The 19,206-nt window shown below is 60.6% G+C and carries 15 protein-coding genes and 1 pseudogene; 5 read left to right on the top strand and 11 right to left on the bottom strand.

Going from position 1 to position 19,206, the window contains the following annotated elements:
- Positions 1-87 precede the first annotated feature (87 nt).
- From murB to ACFVHY_RS03195, 9 genes and pseudogenes are all read right to left on the bottom strand, one after another.
- Positions 88-1,113 (bottom strand): UDP-N-acetylmuramate dehydrogenase, encoded by a 1,026-nt coding sequence (murB, locus tag ACFVHY_RS03235; protein ID WP_390268265.1) that lies wholly within the window; start codon positions 1,111-1,113, stop codon positions 88-90.
- Entirely contained in the window at positions 1,100-2,464 is a 1,365-nt protein-coding gene (locus tag ACFVHY_RS03230) for a UDP-N-acetylglucosamine 1-carboxyvinyltransferase (RefSeq protein ID WP_390268262.1), read from the bottom strand. The genes murB and ACFVHY_RS03230 overlap by 14 nt, the downstream gene beginning before the upstream one ends.
- Positions 2,404-3,060 (bottom strand): WecB/TagA/CpsF family glycosyltransferase, encoded by a 657-nt coding sequence (locus ACFVHY_RS03225; protein ID WP_390268259.1) that lies wholly within the window; start codon positions 3,058-3,060, stop codon positions 2,404-2,406. Before ACFVHY_RS03225 ends, ACFVHY_RS03230 begins: the two co-directional genes overlap by 61 nt.
- Before the next feature lie 164 nt (positions 3,061-3,224).
- Positions 3,225-4,574: an O-antigen ligase family protein gene (locus ACFVHY_RS03220; RefSeq protein WP_390268256.1), complete on the bottom strand. Its 1,350-nt coding sequence runs from the start codon at positions 4,572-4,574 to the stop codon at positions 3,225-3,227.
- Between the two features lie 316 nt (positions 4,575-4,890).
- Positions 4,891-5,808, bottom strand: coding sequence for a polysaccharide biosynthesis tyrosine autokinase (locus ACFVHY_RS03215; RefSeq protein ID WP_390268816.1), 918 nt, complete (start codon positions 5,806-5,808; stop codon positions 4,891-4,893).
- 225 nt (positions 5,809-6,033) lie between these two features.
- Positions 6,034-6,276, bottom strand: a pseudogene (locus tag ACFVHY_RS03210) (Wzz/FepE/Etk N-terminal domain-containing protein); the annotation flags it as partial.
- Positions 6,277-6,369: 93 nt separating this feature from the next.
- Complete coding sequence (locus tag ACFVHY_RS03205) at positions 6,370-7,353, bottom strand: NAD-dependent epimerase/dehydratase family protein (RefSeq protein WP_390268250.1); 984 nt, start codon at positions 7,351-7,353, stop codon at positions 6,370-6,372.
- A gap of 168 nt (positions 7,354-7,521) precedes the next feature.
- Positions 7,522-8,823, bottom strand: a complete 1,302-nt coding sequence (locus ACFVHY_RS03200; RefSeq protein WP_390268247.1) for a UDP-glucose dehydrogenase family protein — start codon at positions 8,821-8,823, stop codon at positions 7,522-7,524.
- Entirely contained in the window at positions 8,823-10,238 is a 1,416-nt protein-coding gene (locus ACFVHY_RS03195; RefSeq protein ID WP_390268244.1) for a sugar transferase, read from the bottom strand. Before ACFVHY_RS03195 ends, ACFVHY_RS03200 begins: the two co-directional genes overlap by 1 nt.
- An 801-nt stretch (positions 10,239-11,039) precedes the next feature.
- Between ACFVHY_RS03195 and ACFVHY_RS03190 the strand changes: the two genes are divergently transcribed.
- Positions 11,040-11,924, top strand: coding sequence for a glycoside hydrolase family 26 protein (locus ACFVHY_RS03190; protein ID WP_390268241.1), 885 nt, complete (start codon positions 11,040-11,042; stop codon positions 11,922-11,924).
- A gap of 78 nt (positions 11,925-12,002) precedes the next feature.
- Positions 12,003-12,293, top strand: coding sequence for a hypothetical protein (locus ACFVHY_RS03185; RefSeq protein ID WP_390268238.1), 291 nt, complete (start codon positions 12,003-12,005; stop codon positions 12,291-12,293).
- 125 nt (positions 12,294-12,418) lie between these two features.
- Here the strand turns inward: ACFVHY_RS03185 and ACFVHY_RS03180 are convergent, their stop codons facing one another.
- Positions 12,419-14,554 (bottom strand): acyltransferase family protein, encoded by a 2,136-nt coding sequence (locus tag ACFVHY_RS03180; RefSeq protein WP_390268235.1) that lies wholly within the window; start codon positions 14,552-14,554, stop codon positions 12,419-12,421.
- Positions 14,551-16,464, bottom strand: coding sequence for a glycosyltransferase family 2 protein (locus ACFVHY_RS03175; RefSeq protein WP_390268232.1), 1,914 nt, complete (start codon positions 16,462-16,464; stop codon positions 14,551-14,553). The genes ACFVHY_RS03180 and ACFVHY_RS03175 overlap by 4 nt, the downstream gene beginning before the upstream one ends.
- 68 nt (positions 16,465-16,532) lie before the next feature.
- Here ACFVHY_RS03175 and ACFVHY_RS03170 point away from each other — a divergent pair, with 68 nt between their 5' ends.
- The 3 genes from ACFVHY_RS03170 (at position 16,533) to ACFVHY_RS03160 (ending at position 19,203) form a co-directional block, all read left to right on the top strand.
- Positions 16,533-17,777: a lipase family protein gene (locus tag ACFVHY_RS03170; protein WP_390268229.1), complete on the top strand. Its 1,245-nt coding sequence runs from the start codon at positions 16,533-16,535 to the stop codon at positions 17,775-17,777.
- A 94-nt stretch (positions 17,778-17,871) separates the two neighbouring features.
- Positions 17,872-18,699 carry an SGNH/GDSL hydrolase family protein gene (locus tag ACFVHY_RS03165; protein ID WP_390268226.1) on the top strand — a complete coding sequence of 276 codons (828 nt, stop codon included), beginning with the start codon at positions 17,872-17,874 and terminating at the stop codon, positions 18,697-18,699.
- 87 nt (positions 18,700-18,786) lie between these two features.
- On the top strand, positions 18,787-19,203 hold the full coding sequence (locus ACFVHY_RS03160; protein ID WP_390268223.1) for a hypothetical protein: 417 nt from the start codon (positions 18,787-18,789) through the stop codon (positions 19,201-19,203).
- Positions 19,204-19,206 lie beyond the last annotated feature (3 nt).

Here is a 19,206-nt window from a genome sequence, read left to right as displayed (position 1 = left end):
CCGACTCGGGCCTTGGACAGATTCAAGAACCCTAACCGGTCTGCGTTCGATTGACATCAGGTCTCTTCCGTTCTGAAAACTGCAAATTCATTGACAGAATGTAAAATCCGACGCATCCCACTTCTCGGCTGCACTCTCATCGGCCGGGCGTACGATGCCATCAGCCGCCACGTGCCTAACTTCACATTTCATTGCAAACCCTGTCCGGTCCTCGACACGACATTGCACTGCCGCGACTAACCAAAGGACATCGTCGGAGGTAGCATCGCCGACGTTATTAATGAAATTCGCGTGCAGCCTGGAAATTACAGCACCGCCACGCCTCAGACCCTTAAGACCTGCATCTTCAATCGCACGTCCGGGCGGTCCAATTATGTCGTACATCGCTGGGTCAGAAAGAAACGTTGACCCGCAGTTCGCCTCGTCGGATGGGAACTTCCTCTGACGTTCAGCACGTATTGATGCTATTGATGCTCTTACTTCATTAGCCTTTGAGACCTGCAAACCAAGAGTCGCTTGCGCAATTACAGACCCATTCGTTTGAAATGCAGATGATCGATACCCGAAGTCTGCGCTGATCTGATCGATGGCGACTCGCTCACCTGTTCTTGTCACAGCGTCGAGCACTTGCACACTGGAGCCGATACCGCGGCGTTGAGACCCACCGTTCATGGCGATAAGCCCACCCACCGTCCCAGGGATGCCGGCGATATGCTCCAGCCCGCTCAGACCACAATCAGCAGCAAAGTCAGCGAGGGAATCCACTGAGCAACCCGCACCTACTTGAAGGATCGACCTGCCAACTGCGCGCACATCTCGCAGCGAACCGGCCAATCGCAGTAGGACTCCCTCGAAGCCTTTGCTGTCGAACAGTAGATTTGCCGAGTCGCCCACGACAACGAGCGGACACTGATGTTTCGTAGTAAGGCTTGTAACAGCTTGTATATGCTCAACACAATCGGCATTGACGACAACTCTTGCTCGACCGCCGATTCTCCACCTGCTTAGCTCATTCAGCGGTACATCAAACTTGATTCCACGCGGTACAATATCCGTTAGGTCCGCTAGTAGTTGCTTATCGAGCCGCCTGGGGCCGTGGCTAGCCTTCGTCATCAAAAAACGACACCTCCGCGCCGAGTGACGCTAGCTTGCTATCGAGCCGATTGTAACCGCGCAACGCCATCTGAACGTTATCGATGCGGGTTACGCCCTCGGCGCAAAGTCCAGCCAGGACCACAGCCATGGAGCCGCGGAGATCAGTAGAGTTGGCGCGCCCCGCACGAAGGATCGCCGGCCCCCTGGTCGTAATTCGGCCGCGTTCTGAATCAACAGAGCCAGGTGCAAGTAGGCGCGCCAATTCACTAACGAAGGCGACGCGCTCCGGGTATCGATAGTCATAAACTCGAGAGGTACCTTCGGCGTATAGTCCAAGCATCACGAAGAACGCCTGCATGTCAGAGATGACACCGGGATGCGAGCCACACGCGAGCTCGAAGGGACGAATCGAACCGGACCGTAGACAATCCGGAGACATGTGTACCGAACGAGAATTGCGGTACAGATCTAATCCCGCCTGCTGTAGGTGAATTAGGGGCACTTCCATGGAATCGAACGGGACATCCTCGATGAACAATTCACCACCAGAAATAGCCGCGTAGACGATCCAAGTGAGCGCTTCGATTCGATCACTCATAACTCTTTTGTGGACGCCTGAGAGAATACCGCCAGCGCCATCGACAACGATGTTCGATCCCGTAATGGTAATCGCAGCTCCCATACCCTTCAGGAGCTCAACTAGGTCCTCCACCTCGGGCGTTATGTAAGCGTTGTTGATTATCGACTGGCCCGACGCAACGCTGCAACAAATGAGAGCATTCTCAGTACCGCCGACAGTCGTGATAGGAAAGTCGATACTATTTCCGACGAGGCCGTTGGTGGCTTTTACATAGAGGTGGTCGACGTGCTCGACCACCTCACATCCCAGCAGATTCCACACCATGACATGGAGGTCGTACCCGCGGCTACCGGCGTCTCCCGGTCCAATCGGACATCCACCCGGGTATGGAATGCGGGCCTCGCCGTCTCTAACTAGCTGCGCAGCAGCGAGGAGGTACGTGGTTCGGATCGGCACGTCGTAGTTAACCGCGCTAAGGTTGCGTACAGCGACCCCGCATCCACTGACCTGCACCGACTCGTCATCCCTGTTGACCAGTACTTGCGCACCCATCGACCGTGTAAATTCCACCTTGTGGCCTACGTCAACCAACTCCGTCGGGAAGTTGGATAAAGTTACGTCCTCGTCGGAGAGCATCGCTGCAGCCAATAATCGAGTCGCCGAGTTCTTTGCTCCACTTACGCGTACGCGACCGGTCGGTTTGACGCCACCCTTGATCAACGCATACATCAGATCTGCTCCTTTTTCGCAATCGAAGACGACTTTGAACGAACTGCGTTGAATCGCCAATCTGTGAATCGTAGAATCCGGTAAGCCGAGTACGGGTTCGTGGTCGCGTACCGCTTTCCGAGGCGCTTCGGGTCCTCAATCATGCGGTACAACCACTCGAGCCCGGACGCTTGCATCCACCCCGGTGCCCGCGAGACATCACCGGCAAGGAAGGCGTACAGCCCACCGCATGTTTTCACCCACCCGACACCTTGGAGCTTCTCGCGAAACTGCAGTGACCAATACTCCTGGCGAGGCTTGCCAAGAGCGATCCATAGTACATCGGTGTCGGCCGCGCGAACATCTGCGCAGATTTGCTCCGCGTCCGCGTCCTTAAAGTAACCGTGATGGCGTCCAGCGATCTGAAGTCGCGGGTAGCGCCTTCGAACCTCTGCGACGGCGCGGGAATTCTGATCGTCGGTTCCACCCAGAAAAAAGAACCGCAGACCCGCCTCCTGACCTGCCGCTGCGGCATCGTGAAAGAAGTCAGTCGTCGCGATGCGTTCCGGTAAGCGATATCTCGCGAATCGAGATGCGATTACTACTGGCATACCATCTGCATGGATAATATCGGCGGACGCCATCGCGCCAGCGAACTCTTGAGATCTGCCGGTCATCGCTAAGCCTTGGCCATTCGATGAGAACACCAAGCGCGGACTCCACGCATCGCCAACTGCGCGCGCCCGCAAACAGTCTTGGACCATCACTGTAGCCATCTCAACGCGACCGATCACTGCGGTGTTCAGCCCACCAACGCGCACGGTGCGCAACGTAGTATGGCTCATCGTTTTCTATCTCCTGATTCCCACTCGCTGATGCAGTCCATAGAACGGCACGATGCCGCGTCGTGGCTAACGGGCCCGGAAGCTCTCACGGAGATCCGCTCGCGTCTAGCGCCCTCTGCAGAATTGAATTGCGCGACCGCGGATATACGGCTCGGCTTCGCTAACTCTTGTCTCCCACCGGCTAGCGCCGCAACCACTCCAAGTAGCGGCCACAATGTTCCGGGAAGCCCCTTGTTCGTCAATCCAATCGCGGTAAATGCTATTGCAATGTTAGAAGCGAGTAGCAGCGCAACAGGGAGAGCTATCCACCTGGCCTCGCTGCTGCGCCAGCCCAATCGAATCGGGGACAAAATCCCACACAGGAGGATCACGAGCAGTGCCAACCCCAGCACACCGCTATTCATAAGTGTCCACAACCACTGCGACTCTGCTGACGACCATTCGAGCCCGGCTGGTCGTATCCTGTCGACGTCCGCCGCACCAAACTCTTGCAAGGTAACCAGGTAGACCTTGTTTCCCCAACCGGTCACGGGACGCTCTAGAATCGACGGTATGGTCTGACTACCCCAAACAAATATGCGATATCCAAGCGTATTCGGAACCCATTCTGGAAGCCAGTCTACGTAACCCACCGAACTATCAAATTGCTCTGCAAACCTGCTTCGGATGCGCGATCCAAACGCAAATACCGCCAGCACGACGGCCCCAACCGCCGCAGCAAACACCCCAGGGTGGAAGCCCAGGCGCCGTGCAGAACCGACGAGAAGCACAACGAAAGCGATCGCAGTACTGAACGTCAGCGTCGTCAGCAGTCCGACAATACACAGCACTGCAACCGCTAAGGGCAGAATCGTTAGTGGTTCGCTACGCTGCCTGTTTAGGATCATTAACGCGATTGCGGCAGCGAAGACCCCGGTCAGGTATGCCCCGAATGATGTCCACCCACCAACCAAGCCGCCTGCACGCAGTAATTCTCCCTCGGCGACTGAATCGGCCACGCCGCGCCCAGAGACAACAAGTGTCGTGAACCTGATCACCGGCTCAATATCGAGCACCTGCGCGACAGCCAAAGGCACAGCGAGAAACACTGGAAGTATGAATCCCTTGATAAGGGATTCAGCAGTCTCGGAGTTGGTAACGACCGAACACGCGGCCACGAAAGATAGGAACCAGAATGCCGGCTCTACCAAGCTGTCAACAATGGGCTCGTATCGAAGTGTCGAGGCATTATACATCTCGACGATCGAAGATCCGGTCATGAAGATGGCTACGGCAACGAATACGGGCAATGCCGAAGGAGGAAGAAACTTGCGCCGGCCAGATCTGACATACTTGTCCGCTGCCACTATGAGTGCTAGAAGAACCAGGGCGCGCCACGGTCGCAGTGGAAGTGCGTCAATAGGCGATTGCACACCCACGATGGCGGCAGATGCGCCGAGTAACAGTCCAACAGTTCGGGCGTGGCCAGTTTTGACCGTCGCACCCACAGAAGGAGCCATAACGTAAGAGGGTGTTCTGAGGCTCATTCGAAGTCAGCCCAGAGTTGGCAGTTAATCCGGTAACTATACAGAGCACCGCTTGTCTCAAATCCGTTTATCTCAGATTTGCGGGCCGGGGGACTTGCTATAGACGGTTCTGAGATGAATAGGGACTGCCGCATTATCAGGCTCTAATCCCGGCCGACCCGGCAGCGTTCTGTTCCGAAGAAGCCGATCGGTAGTATGAGTACCTCCCGTAGCCACCCAGTGGACGAGCAGCACGATTGAGCACGACGCCGAGAAGGTCGATGTTGGCAATACTTAGCTCATCCAGCGCGGTTCGCGCCTGTACGTGACCAGTTCGGTCAGCGCACACTACAAGCAGTAATGCGTCGGCTGACTGTCCCAGCACAATCGAGTCGGCAAGAGGGAGTATAGGTGGAGCATCGATCAAGACGTAGTCGTAATCGGACCGCAGTATCTCGAAGGCCTCCTTAGCTCTGTTCGATTCCAGAAGTTCGGCCGGATTCGGGGGTGTGCGGCCACTGCCGATTACGTCAACGCCGGCCGTCTGCGAGTTCTGGATAACGTCCGCTAGTTCAAGTTCGCGTGTCAGGTAGTTGGTGAAACCAACCGCGTCACCTACTCCGTACATCGACGCGACGCGCGGCCGCCTTAAGTCGCCGTCCACAAGCACAACCCGATGCCCTGATTCTGCAATCGCTGACGCGAGATTTGCACTCGTTGTGCTTTTGCCTTCGCCCTCCTCAGGACTCGATATAACGATTGTTCTGGGCGGGTTGTCTACATTGACGAAAGCCAGATTGGCGCGCAGTTTTCGGAACGCCTCTGCGGCTGGCCCCGCACCGCTGCGAAAATCTATCAGTTGCCGATGCGCAACCCGATCATCGTCGGGGATGGCCGCCAAGGCCGGTACACCGAGAATCTGTTCAACGTCGGATTCTGACCGGATTCGGGAATCGAAACGATCTCGGAGCAGCAACACAATGATCCCCAGAAATGCACCAATAAAGAAGCCTGCCGCGACATTTATGGTGTAGTTGGGTGAGATTGCGGTGGTCGGAGGCTCTGCCGGGCTCACGACCGTCAATTTGGCGAGAGGATTCCCTCCGCCACTAGGCGTCTCCAGAGTATCTACGTAAGTCGCCATGGAGCTCGCGACCCCGTTGGCAAGTGCGGCTGCTGATGCAGGGTCGGTTGTCTGAGCACTGACACTAAGAAGCACCGTACCGGCCGTGGACGATGCAGACAGAGCTTCCCGCGCCTCGAGGACACTTAGGTCGATTGGCCCACTGCTGATGGCTTCAGACAACACCACGTCGGATCGCACGAGTTGTGCATACGATGCGACTCGTTGTTGCGAAGCTAGCGATCCTTGATATGCACTCTGATTCGTCGACTCCGTCGCTGACGTAACGTAAAGGACGGCGGTTGATTTGTATTCTGGCGTAACAAAGTTTGAATATACTAGACCAATGACTCCGAATAGTAGGGTGGAGAGCAGGAAGATCCACCAGTCCCGTCGGACCACGAGCGCCAGCCGCCTCATCGTTTGACCACCGCGGAGGTCACCGCTGGACATCGAATTTTCACTGATCATCGATATCTTCCTTTTCGCTGTGCGCTACCTGCGATGCGCAGCCTATTTTATGGTAGAAGTACGTTGTTCGCGCGTCAGAGAGCTGCGCTGTACATAATCGGCTTGCCTCTGCAAGCCGGTCGCGAGATCGACAGACGGACGCCAACGCAAGTCAGCTTTAGCGGCTTCCGCTACCCCTCCGGTTTTAAAAACGTCGCCGGCCACTGGCGTCCTTCGCTCGATGATTAGCTTCTCACCAGTGATACTCGAGAGCATCTCCAGAACACATTCTAAGCTGACCGACGAACCACCGCAGAGGTTGTAAACGGAACCGGGTTCGAGGTTCGTTGTTGCAGCTGCGAGGTTGCCCATGACAATGTCGTCGACGTACGTAAAGTCTCGGATTTGTTGCCCAGAGCCATAAACGTGAATCGGGTCGCCTCTAAACGCAGCACGCAGGAACTTATCGAACGCCATGTCCGGCCGCTGCCTCGGGCCGTAAACTGTGAAGTATCTCAGGGAGACCGTCGGCACCTCGTAGTTTTCGGCGTACAGGGTACACAGGTGCTCCGCGGCCAATTTGGTCACTCCGTACGGGCTGAAGGGGCGGGGCAGGTCACCTTCTGACGTGGGAAAACGGACGCTATTCCCATAGACTGAAGAGGACGACGCATAGACGAATCGGCGCAGGTCGCTCGATTTCTTCGCTGCCTCGAGGAGTCGCTGAGTGGCGGTAATGTTCCTGTCGGTGTAGTCGCTGAAACTCTGCCCCCACGATCCTCGTACTCCAGGCTGGCCTGCCTGGTGAAAGATATACGTGGCACCGCTCACCAAATCGTCGATGTCAACAGCTAGCAAGTCTGCTTCCAGAAACGTGAATCTGTCTTGATCTCGCAGAGATGCTAAGTTGGCCAACTTCCGATCTCGCGAATAGTTCTCGGTCAGACTATCTATCCCGATCACCTGGTTCACGTCTGCGCGCTGGAGTAGCGTCTCACTAAGTGTGCTTCCTACAAAGCCTGCAGCACCTGTGACCACTACCTTCATATCCACAACCTCTCTGAAAGCCCCGTAGGCCCCACGGAAATCGCGGATAACGATATTCCGCCCCCGCTCAGTCGCCTATCGATTTGATCTTCTCATCTGTTGTCGTCGAAGCAATAGCCAAGCACACCGACTCTCCCAGGCCTTGGCCGTGTTGGGATTGCTACAGCCTTATACGTGGTATTCCCAGCCCGCGCTAACCCACTTCGATTGGTCCAGGCACATTCTGCCGTCGATAACCCTTCGTTGACGTACTGTCTGGGCCAGTTCTGACGGATTTAAGGTAACGAACTCTTGCCATTCGGTGAGAACCAGCACCACATCCGCGGACGCACATGCCTGTAAGGCGGTGGGTGCGTAATCGAGAGTCGGAAACAAACGCTGCGAGTTGCCCATGGCTTTTGGGTCGTACACCGTGACTGAAGCACCTTGCAGTTGTATTTGCCCGGCTACGTTGAGGGCGGGGGAATCGCGTACGTCATCTGACTCTGGCTTGAAAGCAGCCCCGAGGATCGCGACCCGCGTACCTAGCAAAGATCGGCCGCAGACCTGGCGAGTTAACTCAACTATCCTGGTGCGTCGTCTCATATTGACGTTATCGACCTCGCGCAAGAATGATAGCGCTTCTGCTGCGCCTAGCTCGCCGGCACGCGCCATGAATGCGCGTATATCTTTCGGCAGGCATCCGCCTCCGAACCCAAGTCCAGCGTTCAGGAACTTCCGGCCAATTCTCGCGTCATAGCCAATCGCATCGGCTATTACTTTCACATCAGCGCCAGCGGGTTCACATACTTCCGCGATTGCATTAATGAATGAAATTTTGGTTGCCAGGAAGGCATTGGCGGACGTCTTCACGAGCTCCGCGGACGGCGGGTCTGTGACGATGAATGGAATACCCTCTTCGATCATCTGGCCATAGATCTCCCGGCATGTGTTTTCAGCATTTCCGCCGGGATAGGTACCAAGCACCAACCGGTCTGGATGGAGCGTGTCCTGTACGGCGAACCCTTCTCGGAGAAACTCAGGGTTCCAGGCCAGCTCAACTTCAATGTCCTTCGCCAGCTCATCCGCACGTTCAGACAGCCTCTGAGTCGTCCCAACCGGAACCGTCGACTTACCAAGGATCAGGACGTCGCGATTGAGCAGCGGTACGAGTTCTTCTATAGCGGCATCGACGTAGGAGAGATCAGCACCATACTCTCCTTTCTTCTGTGGAGTCCCGACGGCTATGAAGAACACGTCTGCGAAGTCGGCGGCTTCAGCGTACGAACCCGACACCCTTAACCGTCCGGACTCGATGTGTCGTTGCAGCATGTCCGGGAGGCCCGGCTCGTAAAACGGAACCTCTCCAGCCGCCAACTGTTCCCGTTTCTCCGGGATAACTTCAATACCAAGCACTTCATGACCCAGTTCAGCCATGCAAGCCGCATGTGTCGCGCCGAGGTACCCGAGTCCCAAAACTACCATCCGCATTAGTACGCACCGTCCTTCGCCGCTACAGCCTTCACTGTCCTCCATAGGATCAGTGCATCTTGCATAATTGACCAGTTTTCGACATACGAGAGATCGAGGCGTACAGATTCTTCCCATGAAAGATCAGAACGTCCAGACACCTGCCAGAGGCCAGTCATTCCTGGTTTTACCAGCATCCTCCGGGCGACACGACCGTCGTAGCGTTCCACTTCGTCCGGAAGGGGTGGTCTCGGCCCAACAAGACTCATTGTTCCCGCAAGCACATTGAAAAGCTGCGGCAGTTCATCGAGGCTGTATCGGCGAATAAACGCCCCAACTCGAGTGACTCGAGGATCGTCTCTCATCTTGAAGAGCACACCTGAACCCTCGTTGAGATCGCGAAGGTTCTCCTTCAGAGCGTCCGCGTCCTGCACCATCGAGCGGAACTTCCACATTGAGAAGTGAGAGTTATTGAGCCCGACTCTGGTTGCCCGGTAGAAGATCGCCCCTTCTGAGTCGAGCCGTATCGCGATCGCTACCCCGATGAACAATGGCGCGAGCATCGTGAGGATCGCTGCCGCGCCGATCCTGTCTACCAATGCCTTACGGAATCTGTTCGCTCCCTCGTACCGCGGTTTGTCGATGTGTAGAAGCGGCAGGCCCGCAACCGGACGAACCATCACACGAGGGCCCGCAACATCTGTCACGCCAGGCGAGACCATCATCTCGACATCGAGACCCTCGAGGTCCCAGCTGAGCGCTTGCATTGCTTCGTGACCAAGCGCTTCCGCCGAGGTCACAGCCACAGTGGTCGCACCTGAATCCACGACTGCTTCGCACACGTCGTCGAACGTGCCACACACCGGCACGCTGACCTTGTCCACAGGAAGGAACTGTCGATGGCCGATATGGTCGGGGAGGCAGACGCCGACCACCTGAAATCCGAGATTTGGTTGCCGCAGTAGCCGCTGCATCATCGGGACGGCGGATGCTTCGCTGCCCACCACCAGGACCCGCTCCAAATTCCGCGACTTAATCCGTTGACGCCCGAGCCACTGCCGCCAGAGCCAACGCGACAGGAGCAATCCCGCAGTGCCTACCGGGAGCGCAATTGCGATGAAGCCTCGCGCGATGTTGAGCCGAAACAACAGGTCGACCATCGCCATCATTCCAAAGACGGCAAGGCAGGCAGTGACGACCCGGCTGTACTCCTGAGACCCGGACCCGACGATTCTGCGGTCCAGAGTCTGAAATGCGCGTAGTGCGAGAATCCAGATGAAGGCCAGTACAACCGAGACGACGACCGCTGGGAGTTGCGCCGCGCCGTTGGGCGTCGTGGCGCTCTCTGCGCCGAACCGCACGAACTGGGCTAGGCACACTGCGGCAATTACAAGAATGACGTCGGTCCAAGCCAATTTGACGACATAACTATGCACCCATGACCGCGACTGGTCTCTCGCTCGACTGGCGAGGCGCAATCGCAACGGCGTGCGCTCTACGCGCCCCAACGAGCCAAAGGCCGAACCATGGGCCACTGCCAACCTCCCAACACGATGAACCTGAAGGCGGCGATCGGCCCCTGCGCCCAACCACCAGAACGTCTACGACGGCGGAGCCGCGATTCGCTTCACGACTGCCGAGAAGACTATTTCAGTAGGGTCACGGATACAACTCGAGGGCCCATGTAGTCCGGTCGGGTGACACTTCTGTCGCAAATTTTTCGTCGCGAATCTTACCCGGAGGAGCCCGTAGGCATCACCGCCGTGGACGTCGAGATAATTTCGCCCTCGGCAGCTCGCGACGACTGGCAAATCTGCGCTCTGACTTCGAGTTTGGGGAGACGACCCCCGCTAGGACGGGGTGTGATCAGCACCACACCGGGTAGGATTTCATGATCGCGCAGTGGCCTTTCGGCGAGTAACTACGCCACGGCGCGATATATCTCGAAACAACTGAATATTCATCATATTTTTTTGATTCTGCAGTTAGTGAATTCGCCCGCAAAATGATGCGTTCACCCGGCTGTCACTCACCGTTGTTGTGCTCAAAATTTGCGGGCGACGGCGCACCGGGTACCCGTGCTGTCAACCTGAGGGGAAGCACGCGAGAATGACAAGGTGGATGGCGAAGCACACTCGGCTCTTGGAACAGTTGCGATAGCCCGTCGAACACTGCTCGTAGCCTCCCTCGCCGCAGCGAGTGCGCTGCTGCCCTCCTGCGCACAGCGGTCAGCTGGGGTGACGTCCTCCCTGCCTCACCCTGCATGGGGCGCTTTTCTGTCTGCACCGGCCTCCGAGTCACGCGTAACCTTCGACCGTTTCGCCGCGCTCGCCGGCGCCCAGCCGGAGCTCTTGCACCTGTACGCGTCGACGCGAGACTCGCACTCACAGGTTCACCTCGACACGATTCATCAGCTCGGCGCGACCCCTGTCCTCACGCTTGAACCGTGGAATCCACGAGTCGGGCCGTACCAGACCGAGTTCTCGCTGAGCAGTATCAACGCTGGTCAACACGACTCCGACCTCGGCTGGTGGGCTGCGGAACTCGGCTCTTGGGGTCATCCGGTCCTGCTGAGATTCGCCCAGGAGATGAACGGGACCTGGTATCCGTGGTCGGTCGGCCTTCACGGAAACACCGCTGCGGAGTACCGCGCGGCGTGGGTGCGGATGCACCGGATCGTCCGTGCCCAGGCGCCCAACGTCGAGTTCGTCTGGGCTCCCAATGTGCTCACCGAAGGCGCCCGGGACTTCGCCGACTGCTACCCCGGTGATCAGTTCGTCGACTATCTCGGGCTCGATGGCTACAACTGGGGCGACACGCCTGGCCACCGGTGGCAGTCCCCGGACAAGCTGTTCTCTCAGAGCCTGTCCACCATCCGGCGTCTCGCCCCTGGGTTGCCGATACTCCTGACCGAGGTCGGGTGCGCTGAGGGGGCGCGACCGGGTGACAAAGCGGGATGGATGGACGAGTTCTTCGAACTCATGCTTCGTAATACGGACGTAACCGGCTTTCTGTGGTTTCAGACCGACAAAGAGCGCGACTGGAGAATCAATTCGACATCGTCGAGCACGGCGGCATTTCGCGATGGGCTCGCGGAATGGCTCGGAACACCTCGCGGCTAAGTCAGGTGACTTTGTTTGGAAGCCAGATCACGCGCGTTCGTCGCGCGGGGGTGGCCATCCCGTATGGATACTGGTCGGATGCCGCCAGAACCCATCCCGCCGACTGTGTTCCACTCGCTGGTGATCCTGAACCTCCTGTTCGTCACCGGCGCCTGGAGCCTGGCGCGACCGGGCTACCGGGTGGCTGCTGTTCTCGCGGGGTTGTCTGTTGCGTGGTTCTTTTGGAACGGGCCGATCGAGGGGCATGTCCTGGTCTCGTTCTCGCTGGAGCACGGCTTTACCGAGTCCGACATCCTCTGCATTGTTGGGGTCGTACTTGCAGGTGTTGCGTGTGTCCGCACTCGCGAACGGCGGAGGTGGGAGGAGTAGGGGTGCGAGTGGTCACCTGGTGGCTTCGACACGGCGCCTCGCCTAGCGGCTCGGGGCCGGCTCAACCAGCGGTGGGAGCTCGGGGCCGGCTCAACCAGCAGTGGTGGCTCAGTTAGCAAAGAGCGCTACCCGTTGTAGTCGAAACGCTGTCGGTCGAGCTGTCTGCGCACCGCTGGCTCGAGGACCCGTGCCGCGGTGGCGGTCAGGTGCGAGTCGTCGCGGTAGAAGAGGATCTTGTTGTGCGCTCCGGCGCAGGAGTTGCCTGAGCACAGCAGGTCGTTCACGTTCACCGTAGTGATGTCCCGGTAGTCGTCGCGCGAGACGGCGTCGAGGATGGGCTCGACGCGCGGGTAGTCGTCGAAGTTGAATCCGCACTGCGTCCAGTCGTCCATCGACCCCGAGATGCAGTCGGCGACCTGGAAGCCCGGATATGGGGTGTCCGCGATGTACACCAGGTTCGCGCCGGTGTTCCGCAGCTGGGTGAGCGAGTGATCCCACGCCGCCTGCGAGGCTTCGCGCGAAGGCACATACGTCGACAACGACGATACGAAAATGATCCGCGGACCCACCTCGGCGATCCGCCGCAACGTCGCCTCGCGCCACTCCTGGCAGTCCGCCTTCACGTACGGCTCGAAGATCCCCCGCTGCGGCCGCAGGTGCTGCGCGGGACAGGCCGCCTTGGTGAACTGGTGAACTCGCCACCCGTGGTCGGCGCCGATCGTGCGGACGACGTCTGCCCATTGGTCGGCGTGACTGTCACCGAAAAGGACCACCGGAATGCCATCGGGCGGGCCGAAGACGCAGTCGGCGCGGGCTTCCACGTCGCCGACCGGGATCAAACACTCGAACGGCTCCGGCCGGTCGTCGAACGCCTGGAACGGGTTGGGCGTGACCGGGCCGCTCGGTTCGCTCGCCTCAGCGCCGAAGACCGACTGGTACGTCAGTGCCGCGTTGGCGATGGTGTCGCGGCTCGCGAGCTGCACGGTGACCACGCCGGCGGTCATCGTGACCGCTAGGGCCACAACGACCCCGGTCAGGCCCACCGAAATCGACGCAGACGCATTGCGCTTCAACTCGCGATTGCGGAGAAGTGGTTCCTCGAACAACAGGGTCGACAACGTCGCCAGCACCAGGGAACCGGCCGAGACGAGCAGCGGCGCCGGCCAGCTCGACGCCCCCGCGACCGACTCGTACAGGACGATCGCCGGCCAGTGCCACAGATACCAGGCATAGGACACCCGGCCGAGGAACTTCAGTGGTGGCGTCGCCAGGAGGTGACCGACGAACACCGATCGCGTGCCCACCATGCAGCCCGAGCCGATCACGAATGCGGCGCCGATGGTCGGCAGCAGCGCCGCCGTGCCCGGGTACGGAGTCTGCGCGTGGATCACAAAGCCCGCAACCAGTACGGCAACCAGACCTGCCCAACCGACCGCGAAGGCCATTGGGGCACCGAGACGGTGCCCGCCGAAGCGAGCGAGCGTCGGCAGTGCGATCGCCACCAACCCGCCGACACCGAACTGCCAGGCCCGCGTGTAGGTGGCCATGTATGCCGTCGCCGGGTCGGTTGCGGTGATGAGGATGGCGAGGACCAGCGAGACGACGCTGACGATCAGCACCGCCAACCCGACCGACCATCGGACCGACAACACCCGGCCCAGCGGCGTGCGCATCGCTAGCGCCGCAGCCGCGGTCACCAAGAACGGCCACACAAAATACAGCTGGGCCTCGATCGCGAGGGACCAGAAATGGGTGGCCAGACTGCCGTCCATGGCTCCAGCCAGATAGTCGGCGTTCTGCTCGATGAAATGCCAGTTCGACAACTGCGCGGCCGCGGCCAGCAGGTCGATGGCCTGCTTGAACACCTTGAGCAACGGCATTAGGAACGCGGCGGCGACGATCGACACCACGATCACCAGCGCGGCCGGCGGGATGATGCGCCGGGCCCGACGGGCGAAGAAGCTGCGCAACGAAATTCGGCCGTGCTGCTCGTACTCGCGCACCAGCAGCCCGGTGATCAGGAACCCGGAGATGACGAAGAAGACGTCGACGCCCACGAATCCGCCCGTAAGGAACGGGACGTGCGAATGGAACAGCACGACCAGCAGGACGGCGATGCCACGCAGTCCGGCGATGTCGTCGAAGAAGGTGTTCGGCGCCAAAGGTTGAGGTGCCGGGCCCGCCGGTTGCGCACGGAGCGGAACTGTCGGCGCGTCGTCGACGCTGATCGGCACCGCTCCCCCGGCTCTGTGTCTGCTCACTGTGTGTCCCACGGCAGCATGACGTCGAACCATCCCAGCGCGAGCGCCGCGACGAAGAGGATCACGCAGGTGTATCCGACGGCCTCCCAGGCGGATATACGGTTCCAGTTGGTCGTCGTCGGCCGCTTGGTGGCGACGTGTGGGCGGTCTTCGTGGGGATCGGGAATTGACTTGCGGGGCCCTTCGTGGCTCGTCGACCTCGACTCGCTTCGCTCGCTCGGCCCGGCGGCTATCGCTCCTCGCACCTCAGGGGGCTGGGGTTCACCGGCACGTCGAGGACGCAGAATTCTGAGGAACTCCACGAACAGCGGGAGAGCCAGATAGGTATAGGCCATTACGAGCCCGACCATCATCCAGAACTGGCCCAGCCCGTACTGCATCACGTCGCGAATGATGAACACCCAGAACAGCGGCAGCGACGTGCCGAGCGTGATCGCCCCCAGCGCGCTGATCGAGCGGGCCAGGGAATTTGACTTCCCGATCGCACCCGTCGGCACCCAGCCGATCTCGCGGCCGATCATCTTGTGCCAGATCGCGATCACGTGCGCGAAGCTGTACGCCATCTGGATGCGGAGTACCTCGAACCGCCAGCGGGTCCTCGACACCAGCGGGAACAACACGACATACACCCACAGCCCCAGCAGGAACGGCACCAGCTGCTCCGGCCGCACGTCCTCCGGATAGAAGGCGGCCATGATGACGCCGGGGAGGAAGAGGAGGAAGACGTTCATCGCGGTGGTGAGGTAGTAGAAGACGCCGGCCCAGTCGGCGATGCGTTGTCGGAGGGTGCGGGCGGCCTCCTCGGGGAGCGGAGAGACGCGGGAGAGCGTCCCCTGGCACCAGCGGTATTGCTGGTTCAGAAAGCCCGCGAGATCGGATGGACACAACCCGCGCGACAAGACGACCGGTACATAACGAATGCTGTATCCGGCCTGCTGGACCAGCCGGCCGGTATGCAGATCCTCGCTGTGCTCGATCGCCGCGAAACCTCCCACGCGGTCGAGAGCTTGGCGCCGGTAGACCGCCGAGGTGCCGACACAATTCGCGGCTCCGATCCGATCCCGCGACGGCAAGACCCAGCGATAGAAGAACTCCTGCGTCGCGCCGGCCGTGCGCTGAATCCAGTTCATCGCCTCGGTCGTCGAGAAACACTGCGGGCTCTGGACGATCGCGACCTGCGGGTCGTCGAGGTAGGGCACGAGATGGGCGAGAAAGTCGTGGCGCGGGCAGAAGTCCGCGTCGAAGATGACGACGAGTTCGCCGCGGCTGATTGTGCACGCGTACCGGAGATTGCCGGCCTTGCGTAGATGGCCCCGATCCGGGCGGACGACGTAGGTGAATCCGAACTCGGCAGCCAGTTCGTGCACCTCGCCCCGCGCCGCGTCGTCGAGAACGTAGACGTTCAGCGGGCCGCGCCACCGCAGAGCCGCGATGTGTCGATAGGTGCTGCGCAGGATCGCGATGCTTTCACCGCAGGTGGGAAGGAAGACGTCGACGCTGGGATACCTCCGGTCCACGGGCTGCCAGTTCGAGACCCGCTCCTGATGTGACCGCCACGTGATGCGTCGACGGTTCATCCCGGTCGCCAACGAGAGTGCATTTCCGATCACGTTGGCGAGAAGAACGATGAGAACGGGCAACAGCCACACATGGGTCGTCGCGAAAGCGGCGAGGGAAATCGACACCAAGACGAATGCGGCGATGAGGACGAGTTGAACCCAGCGCATCTGCGGGCCGAGATATTCATACACCTCGGCATCAGACGGCGCGGCCACCGCAAGTGGATCGCGCTCGGGCGCGGGCGGATCGGCGGACCGACGGGAGGCTGCCGCGAAGGCGACGGTATCGGCGTCGTCGAATTCACCGAGAGATGACGCGCCCGCCCGACGTGTCCTGGTGATCGACTCCACGCCCTAGAGAATCGGGCAAACAGATACGTCGAAGCAAACCGTGGGAATCGCCGGGATACCTTTCTCGGGTGAGAACAGGGTGGCGCCGCGCGCGAACGGTCGGCGTATGGGTCGTCGTCGCGACCCTCGGTGCCGGCTCGGTGGCCGCCTGCGACTCGACGTCCGAGACCGGCGAACCCGCGCAATCGGTCTCGTCGGTGGCGGTCGACGCACCGCCGTCATCCCCGCCGGTACTGGTTGCCGACGTGCGACGTGCGCGCGGTCAGATCGTCGTCACCGACACCGTTCCGGATGCGTGGTTCGCCGCGCTACCGCCCGGCATCACGGCTCAACGCCTCGTGTACCGATCGGCATCGGGACTCGACGGCAAGTCGACGATCGTCAGCGGCGCACTATTCGTCCCCGGGTCGGCTCCCCCGCCCGGCGGCCACCCCTTGATCTCGTACGCGCACGGCACCACCGGCATCACCCGGGATTGCGGACCGTCGGACCAAGACATGATGTTCGGAGATCTGACCGCCGTCGCCGACTTCCTCACCGCGGGATATGCCGTGGTCACGACCGACTACCAGGGACTGGGAGTGCGGCCGGATCAACAGGCAACTCATCCCTACCTCGAACCCCGCACTGCCGCATACAACGTCATCGATGCCGCCCGCGCCGCACAGTCGGCCGGTCTCGGCGTCGGAAGCCGGTGGTTCGCTGTCGGCCGGTCCCAGGGCGGGGGTGCCGCCTGGTCGACGGCGGAGGAGTTCCCGCAGTACGGCGACGGCGCCGGGGACCTGGTGGGTGCGGTTGCCGTGGCTCCTCTGCTGGATGCCGGATACTTCGTCACCCGCGCGCAGGAAGGGACACTCACCCGGGCGCAACGATTCCTGTATCCGCTGGTCGTGCACGGTGTGGCCCAAGCCCATCCCGCCGTCAACCCGGGCGATCATCTGGCCGGCCTCGGCACCGACACCGCGCCGGTCTGCTCGGCCGGTCGCACGGCGCTGGCCGGGTTGTCGGTACCCGATGACGCCGCACTGAACGCCGTGACCCCGGGCGCGGCGCAGACCCTGTCCCGCACTCTCGAGGGATACGCCCTGCCGCGGATCACCACGAATGTGCCGATCGCGGTCTTCTACGGCGGCGCCGACGCCGTCATTCCCGTCGACATCATGGAAGACACGTTGACGCGGGCCTGCGAACTCGGCGACCAGTTGATGCGGGTCCGGCACGACCGGCAAGGACATGGCGTCGACCCTGGGCCGGAGATGGCCACGTGGATGCAGGACCGCCTTGCCGGAGCGCCGGCCCCCACCGATTGCTGACCCGTCGGGTTTGGCGTCACGCGCACTCGGAAACAACGCCCGCTATGGTGACAACGTTGGCTGGGGGGCCTCAATCGAGTTGGAGATTACGTAGATGTTGAACGCTGTGAAACGCGTTTTCGGTTCCGCGCCCATCTGGGCCTGGATCGTGATGGTTGTCTGTGCGGTGATCCTGATCGTCGGACTGATCGTGTCCAGCAATCGGACAGCGCCGACGTCGACATCTTCGGCAGGTGTGACCCCAGCAAGCATGGCTCCACTCGAGCAGCCGGCGACCCTCGAATTCATCGAAGACGCAGAGGCCAATCCCTCTGAGCCCCGGACCATCGTGCTCCTCGGCGACTCGACCGGCGCCGCCCGCGACGGATGGGCTCCCGCACTCGGGACGACGATCAGCCAAAAACTCCAACGCCCGATGGCCACCAAATTCTGGAATGCCACCACCAATGACTACGGCGCCATGGTCGGGCTCGGCGACGGACCGAACGGCCCGATCGGTTTCTGGAACGGCAGCGCCTCCGGCAAAGACGCCGACTACGCGCTCGAGAATCTCGACAAACTGATCACCCCGGACGTCACGCCGGATCTGATCCTGCTCAATTTCGGCCACACCCAGGACCCGAACACCCCGCTCGCCGAGCAGCTCGAGCCGCTCATCACCGAGTTGCGCCAGAAGTACCCCAACGCCGAGCTCGTGGCCATCAAGCAAAGCCCCGCGCAGGGTGGCGCCACCAACGCGATCATGGAGGGCTACGCGTCCGCGATGGACGCCGAAGGCATCCAGGTCATCGACGTGTACTCCGCATTCCCCGCCGATTCCGCTGCACTCCGCCCGTTGTTGCGTGACACCGTGAACCCCAACCCGGCCGGCCAGCAGATCTGGACGACGACCGTGCTGAAGGCTTTCGAGTTGCAGGCGTAGGTGGGGTTCTTGACGGTTGGCCTCGTGGAAGCCACTCGCAGCTCAAATAGCGCGGAAAACTCAACCAGCGGGCGCTACCGTCACGGAATGACAATTCGTCGCGCAATCCTCTCGCTGATGCTCGCGTTCGCGGTCATCGTGCCGCTGTGGTCGGCATCGGCCACGGCAACCGCCTCGCCCCCGCCGCCTCATCCCAAGCTGGATCACTCGGTCACCGTGCAGGTACCCGGGCTGGTCTGGGGCGTCGGCGGCGCCGGAGTCGCCCAGCCGCGTGTGTACTACGGACGTGGCCAGATCTACCCATATCCCCTCGGCTACGGATTCCGGTGGCATTGGCGCAATCTCACCACCGGAGCCGCCGGTTCGATCCCGTACGACTACCCCCACCGCCGCAGCACCATCCGCACCGGAGCCGGCCAGCTGGTGGTGACCGGCGAGTACTACCCGCAAGAGAACATCATCCTGAGCACGCCGGTTGCGGCCACCTTCTGGGTTAATCCGTAACGG

Origin of the sequence: Gordonia sp. NPDC127522, from assembly GCF_042672305.1 — a bacterium.
Lineage (GTDB): Bacteria > Actinomycetota > Actinomycetes > Mycobacteriales > Mycobacteriaceae > Gordonia > Gordonia hongkongensis.
The sequence above is the reverse complement of the archived record's forward strand: the minus strand, read 5'-3'. Positions and strand labels throughout refer to the sequence as shown.

What these genes read in the sequence shown, in the direction of transcription:
- ACFVHY_RS03165 (WP_390268226.1), top strand. Translation starts at nt 17,872, where the DNA reads ATGTTGAACGCTGTGAAACGCGTTTTCGGTTCCGCGCCCATCTGGGCC.
- ACFVHY_RS03160 (WP_390268223.1), top strand. Translation starts at nt 18,787, where the DNA reads ATGACAATTCGTCGCGCAATCCTCTCGCTGATGCTCGCGTTCGCGGTC.
- ACFVHY_RS03200 (WP_390268247.1), bottom strand. Translation starts at nt 8,823, where the DNA reads ATGCGGATGGTAGTTTTGGGACTCGGGTACCTCGGCGCGACACATGCG.
- murB (WP_390268265.1), bottom strand. Translation starts at nt 1,113, where the DNA reads ATGACGAAGGCTAGCCACGGCCCCAGGCGGCTCGATAAGCAACTACTA.
- ACFVHY_RS03205 (WP_390268250.1), bottom strand. Translation starts at nt 7,353, where the DNA reads ATGAAGGTAGTGGTCACAGGTGCTGCAGGCTTTGTAGGAAGCACACTT.
- ACFVHY_RS03225 (WP_390268259.1), bottom strand. Translation starts at nt 3,060, where the DNA reads ATGACCGGCAGATCTCAAGAGTTCGCTGGCGCGATGGCGTCCGCCGAT.
- ACFVHY_RS03185 (WP_390268238.1), top strand. Translation starts at nt 12,003, where the DNA reads ATGCCGCCAGAACCCATCCCGCCGACTGTGTTCCACTCGCTGGTGATC.